Consider the following 13,390-nt stretch of genomic DNA (forward strand, 5'->3'; position numbering starts at 1 on the left):
ACAACCGGCCGCCCCACTCCCCCGGCCGGGCGGCGCGGGCGGTCCGGGCGCCCGCGGGCCGCCCCCCGGGGGGCGCGCGCCCCGCCCCCCCCGGCACTACCCGACGGATTGAGGGCCGTATACGTCAGCCGCGGCTGCGCGCCGGGGCACCGTTGGCCTTGTAGTAGGGCGCGGTGCTGCGGGCCAGCGGGGTGCGGCCACGGATCACGTCGGCCAGCTTCTCGGCAATCATGATGGTCGGCGCGTTGAGGTTGCCGGTGACCACCTGCGGCATGATCGAGGCATCGACGATGCGCAGGCCGTCCAGCCCGTGTACGCGGCCCTGGCCATCGACCACCGCCATCGGGTCATCGGCGTGGCCCATCTTGTTGGTGCACGAGGGGTGGTAGGCGGTCTCGGCGTGCTCGCGCACGAAGCCATCGATCTGCGCATCGGTCTGCAGCTCGCGGCCGGGCGAGATCTCGCGGCCGCTGTACGGTGCCAGCGCCGGCTGCGCGAAGATCTCGCGGGTGATGCGGATGGCCGCGCGGAACTCGCGCCAGTCCTGCTCGTGGGACATGTAGTTGAACAGGATGCTGGGGTGCACGCGCGGATCCTTGGACACGACCTGGACGCGGCCGCGGCTGGGCGAGCGCATCGAGCCGACATGCATCTGGAAGCTGTGCGCCTTGATCGGGTTGGAGCCGTTGTAATTGATGGCCACCGGCAGGAAGTGGTACTGCAGGTTCGGCCAGTCGAAGGCCTCGTCGCTGCGGATGAAGCCGCCGGCCTCGAACTGGTTGCTGGCGCCGATGCCGGTGCCCAGGAACAGCCATTCGGCACCGATGGCCGGCTGGTTGTGCAGCTTCAGTGCCGGGGCCAGCGACACCGGCTTCCTGCATTCGTACTGCAGGTACATCTCCAGGTGATCCTGCAGGTTGGCGCCGACGCCGGGCAGGTGGTGCACCAGGTCGATGTCCAGGCTGCGCAGCAGATCGGCCGGGCCGACGCCGGAGCGCTGCAGGATCTGCGGCGAGGCGATGGCGCCGCCACACAGCAGCACTTCGCGGCGGGCGGTGGCGCGCTGCGGCTGGTCGTTGTGCAGCCACTGCACGCCCAGCGCGCGCTTGCCCGAGAACAGGATGCGGTCGGTGAGGGCGTGGGTGACGATGGTCAGGTTCGGGCGCGGCCTGGCCAGGTCCAGGTAGCCGCGGGCGGTGCTGGAGCGGCGACCCGTCGGCGTGACCGTGCGGTCCATCGGGCCGAAGCCTTCCTGCTGGTAGCCGTTGAGGTCATCGGTGCGCGGGTAGCCGGCCTGCACGCCGGCTTCGACCATCGCGGCGAACAGTTCGTTGTTGCCGGCCTTGGGCGTGGTCACCCGCAGCGGGCCGTCGCCGCCGTGGTAGTCGTTGGCGCCGATGTCGCGGGTTTCGGCCTTGCGGAAGTAGGGCAGGCAGTCCAGGTAGGTCCAGTCTTCCAGGCCCGGCATGCTGGCCCAGTGGTCGTAGTCCATGGCGTTGCCGCGGATGTAGCACATGCCGTTGATCAGCGACGAGCCGCCCAGGCCCTTGCCGCGCCCGCAATCCATGCGGCGGTTGTTCATGAAGGGCTCCGGGTCGGTCTTGTACGCCCAGTTGTAGCGCTTGCCCTGCAGCGGGTAGGCCAGAGCAGCCGGCATCTGGGTGCGGAAGTCGAGGCGGTAGTCCGGGCCACCGGCTTCCAGCAGCAGCACGCTGACATCGGCATCCTCGGTGAGGCGGGTGGCCAGCACGTTTCCGGCCGAACCGGCGCCGATGATGATGTAGTCGTACTCGTTGGGGGTGCTCATGGTTGTTCTCCTGCGGGCCGGGACGCGCGTTGCGCAGCTCTCCCGGCGGAATGTCGATCCGGCGTTCGCGCCGGGCGGCTGGCTCAGGGCGCGCTGATCAGAGCACGCTGATCAGAACACGCTGGCGTAGTCGCCCAGTTCGACCTGCACCGACTTGATGCGGGTGTAATGGCCCAGCGTGGACAGGCCGTTCTCGCGGCCGACGCCGGATTGCTTGTAGCCGCCGACCGGCATTTCCGCGGGGGATTCGCCCCAGGTGTTGATCCAGCAGATGCCGGCTTCGAGGCGGTGGATGATGCGGTGGGCGCGGCTGATGTCACGGCTGACCACGCCGGCGGCCAGGCCGAAGGTGGTGTCGTTGGCGCGGCGCACGGCTTCGTCCTCGTCGTCGTAGGCGAGGATGCTCATGACCGGCCCGAAGATCTCCTCGCGGACGATGGTCATGTCATCGCGGCAGTCGGAGAACACGGTGGGCAGCACGTAGGCGCCCTCGGCCAGCGCGCCTTCCTCCGGACGGCCACCGCCGGTCAGCAGGCGTGCGCCTTCGGCCCTGCCACTGTCGATGTAGCGCAGCACGTTCTGCATGTGCGGGAAGCTGACCATCGGCCCGAAGTTGGTGTCGGCGGCCTGCGGATCGCCGATGCGGATGCGCTTGACCCGCGCGACCACGGCGGCCTCGAACGCGGCCAGCATGCTGCGCGGCACGAACACGCGGGTGCCGTTGGTGCAGACCTGGCCGGAGCTGAAGAAGTTGGCCATCACCGCGATGTCGGCGGCGCGGTCCAGATCGGCGTCATCGCAGATGACCAGCGGCGACTTGCCGCCCAGCTCCATGGTCACTTCCTTCAGGGACGACGACGCGGCAGCGGCCATCACCTTCTTGCCGGTGGCCACGCCGCCGGTGAAGGAGATCTTCTCGATCACCGGGTGTTCGGTGAGCCAGTTGCCGATCTCGCCGCCCGGACCCTGCACGACGTTGAACACGCCGTCCGGCACGCCGGCTTCGCTGTAGATCTCGGCCAGCTTCAGCGCGGTCAGCGGGGTCACTTCGGAGGGCTTGAACACCATGGCGTTGCCGGCGGCCAGCGCGGGCGCCGACTTCCACAGCGCGATCTGGATCGGGTAGTTCCAGGCACCGATGCCGGCGACCACGCCCAGCGGTTCGCGGCGGGTGTAGAAGAAGCTCGACTCACGCAGCGGCAGCTGGATGCCCTCGATGGCGGTGGCCAGGCCGGCGTAATACTCCAGCACGTCGGCGCCGGTGACGATGTCCACCGTGGTGGTTTCGGCCAGCGCCTTGCCGGTGTCCAGGGTTTCCAGCTGGGCCAGCGCATCATTGCGTTCGCGCAGCAGATCGACCGCGCGGCGCAGGATGCGCGAGCGCTCCATCGCGGTCATCGCCGCCCAGACCTTCTGGCCTTCGGCCGCGCTGCGCACCGCGCGCTCGACGTCGGCCTGGCTGGCGATCTGCACCTCGGCCAGGACCTGGCCATTGGCCGGGTTGATGGACTGGAAGGTCTTGCCGCTGGTGGCATCGACGCGTCGGCCGTGGATGTAGAGCTGCTGGACGGGCAGGGCGGTCATGGGGCACTCCTGGAAACAAAGGGGAAGGGCTTGAGGCTGCTTATACGCCCTCGGGCTGCAGCTGGAAGTCGATGTAGGCGTAGGCCAGCGCGCGGGCGGCGGCGGTGTCGAACGGGCCACCGACCAGGCTGCCGCGCAGCCACAGGCCGTCGATCATCGCGGCCAGGCCACGGGCGGCGTCGCGGGCGCGTTCGGCCGGCAGCGCGCGGTGGAACTGATGGGCAAGGTTGGAATACAGCCGCTGGTCGTTGATGCGCTGCAGGCGGGCCAGTTCCGGCTGGTGCATGCTCGCCGCCCAGAAGGTCAGCCAGACGCGCATGGCCGGGCCGCTGGTCTGGGTCTGGTCGAAGTTGCCATCGACCAGCGCGCGCAGCTGGGCCCGCGGGTCTGCATCGGCCTTGGCGCGATACTGGGCGAAGGCGTCTTTCAGTTCGTTGAGGATCTGCCGCATCGCGGCGTTGAGCAGGCCGGCCTTGTCGCCGAAGTAGTGGGCGACGATGCCGGTGGACAGGCCGGCCTGGCGGGCGATGGTGGCCACGGTGGCGTCGGCCAGGCCGATATCGTGGATCACCTGGAAGGTGGCCTGGATCAGCTGCTCGCGGCGGATCGGTTCGATGCCTTTCTTCGGCACGGTCTCACCTGGGGCATGGGCGTTGGCCCGAGGTGGACAGTATCGCGTTTGTTGATTGAACGTTCAATCAACAAAAAGTGAAGATGGTGTATGGATGGGGGGAGTGGGGTCAGAGCCCTTTCCTTTGGAAAGGGATCCGACCCCGGGATCCGGCCCTTGGATTACAGGCGGAGGGCGGCTTCCAGCAGCGGGGTGGCCCAGGCGGGCGTGGCCGCCAGCTGGGCGAGGCTGTCGGGCTCGGGGTACAGCACCTGCCCATCCTCCATCTGCAGCAGCAGCTGCGGATCGGGCACGGCCTCGCCGGGGGCGGCGTCGGCGCTGTTGTCGTAGACCTGCAGCTGGGCCAGCACCGGCATCAGGCGCACCAGATTCTGCTGGGCCAGCGGCCAGCGCCGGCGGATGTCGGCTTCGTTGATCGGATGGCCACCGCTGCGCACCCGCGCCTGCACGCGGGCGATGTGCTGCTCGGGGCTGGACAGACCGCAGAACCACATCAGCACGTCGTGGCTGTGGCTGGCTTCATGCAGCAGGGCGGCGATGGAATTGCCCCCCAGCGTGGTCTCGAACGCGTGGTTGCGGCCCTGGTCGAGGGCATCGCGGATGCGGTTGACGCCTTCCTGCCAGGCCTGGCCATTGGCTTCGGCCTGCGACAGGCCCGACAGCTCGCGCAGCCCGCGGGCGAAGGTGTCCGGGTTGAACCAGTCCAGCCCGGCCTCGCGCAGTACGTGGCCGCCCACCGAACTCTTGCCGGCGCCGTTGACGCCGGCAAGGACGTACAGGAACGGTCGTGCCATCAGTGCCCCGTGCCGGCCTTGACCTGACCCTTCAGGCGGGCCGGGCGGCGCAGCAGGGCGCGCGCGGTGTCACCGGCCTGGGCCTGCTGCAGCACGGCCAGGCGCTGGTCGAAGCCGGCACGCAGTTCGGCCAGGCCCGGGGCCTGCCCGCGCAGTTCCTCCAGCGAGGATTCCAGTGCCTCCACCCGGGCCTGCAGGGCGCGGTACTGCTCGATGGAGACGATGACCGCCTGCGGCTCGTTGTGGTTGGTGACCACCACCATGCGCTGGTCGCGGACCTCCTGCATGACCTTGCGCCAGTGCTCCTTCACCGACGAGGCGGTGGTGTGGGTCAGCTCGTTGATCGGGTCGAAGCGGACGGGGAGGTGAAGCATGGCGAAGCTCCAGCGGGGGTATGGGCCCACCTTACGCCTGTTTCGTGCGAATTGCATGAATCGGGAAAAATATGAAAATTGGGCGGGTTATGGAAACGGCCGGATCGATGTCGATCCGGCCGTTTCAGGTTCGCGTTATTTGCTTGCCAGCTGGCGCAGCACGTACTGCAGCAGGCCGCCGTGGCGGAAGTACTCGACTTCCTTCGGGGTCAGCAGCATCACCGACACCTCGAAGGTCTTCTTCGTGCCATCGGCCTTGGTTGCGGTGACCGTGGCGCGCTTGCTGGCGCCGTCTTCCAGGCCGGTGATGTCGATCGTCTCCGAGCCGTCCAGGCCCAGCGACTGCGCGTTCTCACCGTTGCGGAACTGCAGCGGCAGCACGCCCATGCCGACCAGGTTGGAGCGGTGGATGCGCTCGAAGCTCTCGGCCACGACCGCCTTCACGCCCAGCAGCAGGGTGCCCTTGGCGGCCCAGTCGCGCGACGAGCCGGTGCCGTATTCCTTGCCGGCCAGCACCACCAGCGGCACGTTGTCGGCCTTGTACTTCATGGCCGCGTCGTAGATCGCCAGCTTTTCCGGCTGGCCACCGTTGGCCGGGTAGTACAGGGTGTTGCCGCCTTCCTCGCCACCGAACATCAGGTTCTTGATGCGGATGTTGGCGAAGGTGCCGCGGACCATGACGTCATCGTTGCCGCGGCGGCTGCCGTAGCTGTTGAAGTCGGCCGGCTGCACGCCGCGTTCCTGCAGGAAGCGGCCCGCCGGCGAATCCTTCTTGATGTTGCCGGCCGGGGAGATGTGGTCGGTGGTGATCGAATCGCCGAACAGGCCCATCACGCGTGCGCCGTGCACGTCGTCGATGCTGCCGGTCTGCATGGTCATGCCGTCGAAGTACGGCGGGTTCTTGATGTAGGTGGAGGCATCGCTCCACTCGTACAGGTTGCCGTCCGGCGAGGCGATGGTGTTCCAGCGGGTATCGCCCTTGAACACGTCGGCGTAGTTCTGCTTGAACATCTCCGGGCCGATGGTCGCAGCGATGACGTCGCCGATTTCCTTGTTGCTCGGCCAGATGTCGCGCAGGAACACCGGCTGGCCATCGCTGCCGGTGCCCAGCGGCTGCGTGGTCAGGTCGATGTCGGTGGTGCCGGCGATGGCATAGGCCACCACCAGCGGCGGGCTGGCCAGGTAGTTCATCTTCACTTCGGGGTGTACGCGGCCCTCGAAGTTGCGGTTGCCCGACAGCACCGAGGTGACCACCAGATCGCCCGTGGCGATACCGGCGCTGACTTCGGCCGGCAGCGGGCCGGAGTTGCCGATGCAGGTGGTGCAGCCGTAGCCGACCACGTAGAAGCCGATCTTCTCCAGCTCCTTCAGGACGCCGGCCTTTTCCAGGTAATCGGTGACCACGCGCGAGCCTGGGCCGAGCGAGGTCTTCACCCACGGCTGGCGGTTCAGGCCCTTGGCCGCGGCGTTGCGGGCCAGCAGGCCGGCGCCGATCATCACCGCCGGGTTGGAGGTGTTGGTGCAGGAGGTGATGGCGGCGATGACCACCGCGCCATCTTTCAGGCGCACCTTGCGGCCCTCGGTCTCGATGTCGGCGTAGCCCTTGGCCAGCTGCTCGTTGCCGACCGCCGCACCGCCGCCTTCGTTGACGAAGGTGGAGACATCGGCGCTGCGCTTGTCACGGTTGGCGGTGAGGCCGGCCAGGGCGTCGCGGTAGTTCTGCTGCACGTCTTCCAGCAGCACGCGGTCCTGCGGGCGCTTGGGGCCGGCCAGCGAGGGCTTGACGGTGCCCATGTCCAGTTCCAGCGTGCTGCTGTACTGGGCGTGCGGGCTGTTGGCGTCGTGCCAGAGGCCCTGCGCCTTGGCATAGGCCTCGACCAGCTGGATCTGCTCTTCGCTGCGGCCGGACAGGCGCAGGTAGTTCAGCGATTCGGCGTCGATCGGGAAGATGCCGCAGGTGGCGCCGTATTCGGGGGCCATGTTGCCGATCGTGGCGCGGTCGGCCAGCGGCAGGTGCTGCAGGCCTTCGCCGAAGAATTCCACGAACTTGCCGACCACGCCCAGCTTGCGCAGCATCTGGGTGACGGTCAGCACCAGGTCGGTGGCGGTGGCGCCCTCGGGCAGCTTGCCGGTCAGCTTGAAGCCGACCACCTGCGGAATCAGCATGGAGGAGGGCTGGCCGAGCATGGCCGCCTCGGCCTCGATGCCGCCCACGCCCCAGCCCAGCACGCCGATGCCGTTGATCATGGTGGTGTGGCTGTCGGTGCCGAACACGGTATCGGGGTAGGCCACGGCGCGACCGTCCTTGTCGGCGGTCATCACCACGCGGGCCAGGTTTTCCAGGTTCACCTGGTGGACGATGCCGGTGTTGGGCGGCACCACCTTGAAGTTGTCGAAGGCCTTCTGGCCCCAGCGCAGGAAGCCGTAGCGTTCCTGGTTGCGCTGGAATTCGATCTTGCCGTTGAGGTCCAGCGCGTCGGGCTTGCCGAATACATCGACCTGCACCGAGTGGTCGATGACCAGTTCGGAGGGGATCTGCGGGTTGATCTGCTCGGGCTTGCCGCCCAGCTTGACCACCGCATCGCGCATGGCGGCCAGGTCGACCACGCAGGGCACGCCGGTGAAGTCCTGCAGGACCACGCGCGCGGGCATGAAGGCGATTTCGGTATCCGGCTCGGCGCTGGGCTGCCAGCGAGCCACCGCTTCGATGTGGTCGGGGCCGACGGTGGCGCCGCCGTCCTCGTGCCGGAGCAGGTTCTCCAGCAGGATCTTCATCGAGTAGGGCAGGTGGGAGATGTCGAAGCGCTTGCCGAGCGTGGGAAGGCTGAAGTAGTCGTAGATCTTGCCGCCGACGTCCAGCTGGCTGCGGGTGGAGAACGAATCGCTCATGCGGGATGACTCCTCTTGCGGATGGCTTGCACTGGCCCACCGTGGCGGGCCTGCTTGCGTTTGCCGGTGGCGTTCCGGCCGCCGGATCCCCGCCAGTATGGCCGAGCGGGGAGGGGCCGAAACGCCCTTGGCGCAGGACGCAAGGTTACATGGCTGTATGTAGTGCCGATGTCACGGTTTGGCGGGGGGGCTGCCCACTTTGCAACTTTGTGCATGGAAGCGGCCAGCCAGGCTGAGCAGAGTGGACGGTTGATCCCTGCGAGGCCCAGCCGATGCCCCATGAACGTCCGATCGCCCCCCACGAACGCCAGGAAGTGGTTGATGCCGTTCGCGTCCGTACTGCCGCCCGGGCGCTGCTCCTGTCCGGCCAGGGGGAGGGCCTGGATGCGCTGTTCGCCAGTCGTGACGACGTCGAGGGGCTACGCACCGGGCTGGGCTCGGCGCAGTGGCTGTTGGAGCAGCTGATCGCGCCGTGGCTTGAGCAGGCCCGGTTGATGGAGCTGTTACGCGAATGGGTTGACCAGTGTCCGCAGAGCTACCGCCCGTGGCTGGCGCTGGGCGCCGCCTGGCACGAGGTTGCCGCACGCATCCGTTCAGCACGGTGTGCAAACCAGGTCGGCCGCAGTCAGTGGATCGGTGCCGGCCTGGCCAGGGATCACGCCGTCGCCTGTTTCTTGAAGGCGCTTAACTGTGATCCGCGCGGGCGAGAGGCATGGCATCGACTGTTCAGGGTCACCTGCTACCTCGGTGAGCCGCAGTGGCTGCTGGATCAGCGGGCCGGCAAAGCGCCGGACGACTACCTGGACGCCGATGGCCATGATGAGCTGACCTGGCAGGCAGGAATGGCACATGTGGCATCCCTTGGTGGGGCGCTGCAGCAGATCCCCAGCCTGCCGGCCTGCCTGGCACCGCGACTGCCGCACGAATTCGCGGACGGCAAAACCTACTGGCTACGTCAGGCACTGGCGGTCAGTCCTGACGATCTGGTTCTGCTGACTGTCTATCTGTACTACCTGTATCCACGCTGGGGAGGAAGCCACGAGCAGATGCAGGGTTTCATCGACGGGCCGATCTGCAGGGGGCTCACCGAGGCACAGCGCAATCATCTGCGCGAGATGAAGGAGAACGACTGGATCGAGATGATCGATGACAGCGAAGATCCGGACGACATCGCGCAGGTACGGGAATGCCTCGATGGCCTCCTGGCCTTGGAGCTCCTGCCCGTGACACGTGCCCGCGTGTTGAGAGCCTATACCCGCCATCTTTCCTATCAGGCACGGACCGAGGTGGACGGCGACGTCCGATGGAACAAGGCCGACATGCAACGTGCATATGGGATGCTGGCTGAGATGTTCGAACTGAGGCCGTACGCGTTCGCCGAGTGGAGCTTCTATACGCTGGAGCAATGCGTTGCGCATGCCGGGATAGAGGACAGCGCCGATCTGATGCGTCGCTGCCTGCAGCTTGAGGAACTTCTGCAGAACGATGCGTGCGCGCTGCTGTGGCTGGACGTCGCCCGCCAGTGCCATGCCTTCGGCCTTTCTGGCGACGCGCCTTCGGAAGCTGGCTGCAGGGAAGATCGCTTCGACATGGCGTTGCGGATGGCCGAGTCTCAAGGTACGGATGTGGGCCAGCACGCGTTCAATCTGTATAGCGGTATCGATTCGGACGCTGGAATCGCGTTGTTCGAGCGCCTCATCGCGCGGGGTCACGCGGGCGCCATGCTTGTGTACTCCGGCGAGCTATCGCCAGACGCACCCCCGACCAAGCGCGGGCGCGTGGTTCCGGACGCAGCCCGAAGCGCCGCGCTGCTCGAGGCCGCAGCGGCGGCCGATCACCCGGTTGCCCTGTGCAACTGGGGGCTAAAGCGCGCAAAGACTTTCTATAGCGATGGTTGTCCCGAAGCGCGCGCCGACGCGTTGCGCTGCTATCGGCGTGTCAACGACGTTGCGCTGCCGCACGAAGCGGCATCGCCTTACGCAATGAAGACGCTGGTGCGGATGCTCTGGGAAGGAACCCCGGGCCGCACGAAGCGGCATGGCCTTACGCAATGAAGACGCTGGTGCGGATGCTCTGGGAAGGAACCCCGGAAGAGCAGCATGAGGCGGTTCATACTGTCCTGGTTCGTATCTGGCTGCAGGATGATGCAGATCTGGAGGCATGGGCGTCCAGGTTCTTCGCTGATGCCTTCCTTTCGGGCATTGGCGTTGCGGCTAACCGCTGGCTGGCGAGTATCTGGTTGGACCGCGCCTGCGAGCGTGAGCCGGACGATCCGGATATTGCAGACCTGCAGGGCCGACTTCAGATGCAGGGAGACTGGCTGGGCGGCCTTCGCTGGCGCCGCGCAGTTGAACGGGACCGCCGTCAGACCGATCCCGAGGCCTATGCGCTGACGTTCGGTGAGGCACCGCCGAATCCCGATGCAGGCTGACGCGCCAGCATCCGCCTGGTCGGTCCGCGGGATTCGTGAGGCTGCGGGTGGGGTGCTGGCAGGCACGGCGGGCGTGGCTCTGCTGGCGCTGCCACTGGCAGTGATCGCGGCACTGCCGTTGACGGCTGTGCTGGCACTGGCCTGGGTCGGGAAGGCCGGTCAGGCATGGTCGCACGTCATGCTGGCTGCCATGGCCGCGCTTGCGCTGCTGCATCTGTGTGCCGTTGCCGGCATGCTGGCTGGGTATCGGACGACAGCGACCGATGTGGAACCATGGCCGGTCATGCGGAGAGCCGAGGCCCCTGCGCTGTTTGCGATGATGGATTCGGTGGCAGCAACGCGGCGGCTGCCACCCATCGATCAGGTCTGGATTCACGACGAGTGCAATGCGTCCATAAGCATCGAACGTCGCTGGTGGCCGGGGACCATGCCCGTGCTCCGGGTGACGCTTGGTTTTCCGTTGCTGGTGATGCTCTCTCCCGAGCAGCTGCGAGCGGTCATTGCGCACGAGCTGGGGCATGTCGAGGGAACACGTACTGTCCTGCATTCGCTGCTGGCCAGACTGCTGGCACTGACATCGGGCAACGTGCCGCAGAACGCCGATACGCGCTACGCACGATCAACGTGGCGTGTGGTGGCGTGGGTCGGGCGACTGTGTGGCCCGGTGACCGGGAGATGCTGGCGTCGTCTCTCGCACAGCTGCGAGTATCGTGCCGACCTTGCCGCTGCGCAGTGCTGCGGCGGTGCACGGGTCGCGCAGACGCTGGCCATGATCGGGTTGGCAAAGCATACGCTGTCAACGCTTTGGTGGCCGTTGTTCTTCCCCGTTGATGCCACGTCTGCCGGGCCGGAAGGCAGGCCTTTTGCAGGCTTGCTGCTGGGGGACCTGCGCTGGCCAGACGCCAGTGAGCGGAGTTATTGGCTCGACGAAGCCTTGTTGTGCGGTGTCGCGCCGTTGCCGACACACCCGAGATTGAGCGACCGGCTTGGCATGCTGGGAGGCACGGACATGCCGCTGCTGGAACCGATCGGCGAGGGATGCTCGGCGCTGTCAGTGCTGGTGCCCATGCAGACGTCCCGCAGGTTGGCTGATGCGCTTGACTGTCGGTGGCCTGCCGATGCTGCTGGCGCCTGGTCAGAGCATGTGGCGCGCTGCGAGCGGCTGCGTCGGGAGCGCGACCATCTGCTCTGTCGCCGGAGTACCCAGGTGCTGCCTGCGCGTGCGCTGGAGCGGCTGGGCTGGCTGCAGCGGGAGCTGGCGGATGCGGAGTGGTGGCAGGTCCTGAACGATGCGTTGGCTCCCGGCGATCAGGATCTCGCGCTTGCGCGGGCAATGCTGATTGAGCGGGCCATTGACCGCGGAGACCGTGCCGCGGCGATCGCGTTGCCCGACCAGAGTGCGGGCCAGTCCATTGACATGGATCGTCATTGCCTTCGCTGGCAACTGCGTCTTCTGCATGGGGAAAACGCAGAAGGGTCCAGGCTGGCAGGGCTGCGCCGTGCCGTGGCCGCCGACGCGCTTGCAGACCATACCGAGAGCGTTGAATGGGACAGCCTTGGCGCCGGCAGTATCTTCGAGCCGTTTGAGATGCCCGGTCATGTGCTTGAAGACTTCAGGTCTGCATTACAGCGCGTGCAGGCGACAGCGAGGTCGGTGAGCCTGTTGCGGCAACGATCGCGGTGGCGGAGCGATCGCCATCGGCTGGTGGTCGTGGTTGTGCCCGATGCAGGCCTTCAGGAAACGCTGCTGGACCGGCTGCGTATCCGCGACAGCCACCAGAGGGTGCGTTGCACGCACCTTCTTGAGGCGGTGCGGCTTCCTGACGGGCTTGCGTGGGTGGGCACCGTGGAAATGCCTGACAGCCGGCTTGCGGGTCGCGTCGCGCGAGGCAAGGCTTTTGCCCAGATGATCTGATCAGGGGCACACCTCCTTCCCCGCGGCGATGTCACGGTTTGCCGCGCCACTGGCTCATCAGCATCTGCAGGAAGCGCTCGGCGGTGGGTGAGAGCAGGGCGCCGCGGCGGCGCACGATGCCGATGGTGCGCGACACCACCGGATTGCCGATCGGGCGGGTCACCAGGATCGGGTGGTCGCCATCGGGGGTGGCCATCTTCGGCAGCACCGACACGCCGATGCCCGCTTCGACCATGCCCAGTGACGTGGACAGGTGGGTGACTTCGTAGTGCCAGCTCAGTTTCAGGTTCTCGCGCGCCAGTGCGCCATCGAGCAGGGTGCGGTTGCCGCTGGTGCGGTGCACGGTGATCAGCTGGTGCTGGGCCAGGTCGGCCCATTCGACCTTGCGTTTGCGGGCCAGCGGATGGTCGCGGCGGCAGGCGAGCACGAAGGGGTCCTCGGCCAGCACGTCGAAGTCCAGGTTGGGGTCGTTGGCACCCATGAAGTTGATGCCGAATTCCACTTCGCCACGTTCCACCGCCTGCAGGCCCTCGGTGGCCGGAATGTCCAGGATGCGGAAGCGCACATTGGGATGCGCTTCGTGGAAGCGTGCCATCACGCTGGGCAGGAAGTAGAACGCGGCCGTCGGCAGGCAGGCGATGGTCACCGTGGCGCCACGGGTGTCCTCGCGGCCGCGCAATGAGAACAGCGAGCCGTCGAATTCCTCCAGCATGCGCCGCACCAGTGGCAGCAGGTTCTCGCCGACGGCGGTGGTGCTGACGCTGCGCGTGGTGCGCTCCAGCAGAGGTGAGCCGACGGCCTGTTCCAGCTTCTGGATGCGGCGGCTGAGTGCCGGCTGCGACACGTGCAGGCTTTCAGCGGCGCGGTGGAAGCTGCGGGTCTCGGCAACGAGGAGGAAGGCGCGAAGGTCCAGAATCTCGCAATTGATGCTCATGGGGTATCAATCATCCAAAAATCAGCAATTC

The 13,390-nt window shown here is 67.0% G+C and carries 10 protein-coding genes; 3 read left to right on the top strand and 7 right to left on the bottom strand.

Features of this window, described 5'->3' with window-relative positions:
- Nucleotides 1-124: 124 nt before the first annotated feature.
- The 6 genes from betA to acnA form a co-directional block, all read right to left on the bottom strand.
- Nucleotides 125-1,807 (bottom strand): choline dehydrogenase, encoded by a 1,683-nt coding sequence (betA, locus tag ACVOK1_RS13130; RefSeq protein WP_481562319.1) that lies wholly within the window; start codon nt 1,805-1,807, stop codon nt 125-127.
- Nucleotides 1,808-1,918: 111 nt separating this feature from the next.
- Entirely contained in the window at nt 1,919-3,391 is a 1,473-nt protein-coding gene (gene betB / locus ACVOK1_RS13135) for a betaine-aldehyde dehydrogenase (RefSeq protein WP_481562320.1), read from the bottom strand.
- Between the two features lie 40 nt (nt 3,392-3,431).
- Nucleotides 3,432-4,022 carry a transcriptional regulator BetI gene (gene betI, locus ACVOK1_RS13140; protein WP_108768759.1) on the bottom strand — a complete coding sequence of 197 codons (591 nt, stop codon included), beginning with the start codon at nt 4,020-4,022 and terminating at the stop codon, nt 3,432-3,434.
- A gap of 161 nt (nt 4,023-4,183) precedes the next feature.
- Entirely contained in the window at nt 4,184-4,816 is a 633-nt protein-coding gene (locus ACVOK1_RS13145; protein WP_481562321.1) for an ATPase, read from the bottom strand.
- Nucleotides 4,816-5,190 (bottom strand): type II toxin-antitoxin system Phd/YefM family antitoxin, encoded by a 375-nt coding sequence (locus ACVOK1_RS13150; RefSeq protein WP_116863625.1) that lies wholly within the window; start codon nt 5,188-5,190, stop codon nt 4,816-4,818. The genes ACVOK1_RS13145 and ACVOK1_RS13150 overlap by 1 nt, the downstream gene beginning before the upstream one ends.
- Nucleotides 5,191-5,325: 135 nt before the next feature.
- Nucleotides 5,326-8,079, bottom strand: coding sequence for an aconitate hydratase AcnA (acnA, locus tag ACVOK1_RS13155; RefSeq protein WP_481562322.1), 2,754 nt, complete (start codon nt 8,077-8,079; stop codon nt 5,326-5,328).
- A 272-nt stretch (nt 8,080-8,351) separates the two neighbouring features.
- On the opposite strand from acnA, the gene ACVOK1_RS13160 reads away from it, so the two are divergent.
- From ACVOK1_RS13160 to ACVOK1_RS13170, 3 genes are read left to right on the top strand one after another with little or no spacing between them, the layout of a single operon-like run.
- Nucleotides 8,352-10,133 carry a DUF4034 domain-containing protein gene (locus ACVOK1_RS13160; RefSeq protein ID WP_481562323.1) on the top strand — a complete coding sequence of 594 codons (1,782 nt, stop codon included), beginning with the start codon at nt 8,352-8,354 and terminating at the stop codon, nt 10,131-10,133.
- Nucleotides 10,130-10,510 carry a hypothetical protein gene (locus ACVOK1_RS13165; protein WP_481562324.1) on the top strand — a complete coding sequence of 127 codons (381 nt, stop codon included), beginning with the start codon at nt 10,130-10,132 and terminating at the stop codon, nt 10,508-10,510. Before ACVOK1_RS13160 ends, ACVOK1_RS13165 begins: the two co-directional genes overlap by 4 nt.
- Nucleotides 10,500-12,425: a M48 family metalloprotease gene (locus tag ACVOK1_RS13170; protein WP_481562325.1), complete on the top strand. Its 1,926-nt coding sequence runs from the start codon at nt 10,500-10,502 to the stop codon at nt 12,423-12,425. Before ACVOK1_RS13165 ends, ACVOK1_RS13170 begins: the two co-directional genes overlap by 11 nt.
- Before the next feature lie 31 nt (nt 12,426-12,456).
- Here ACVOK1_RS13170 and ACVOK1_RS13175 read toward each other — a convergent pair whose 3' ends face one another.
- Nucleotides 12,457-13,359 carry a LysR family transcriptional regulator gene (locus ACVOK1_RS13175; protein WP_049455867.1) on the bottom strand — a complete coding sequence of 301 codons (903 nt, stop codon included), beginning with the start codon at nt 13,357-13,359 and terminating at the stop codon, nt 12,457-12,459.
- Nucleotides 13,360-13,390 lie beyond the last annotated feature (31 nt).

This window comes from Stenotrophomonas sp. STEN087, assembly GCF_056759115.1.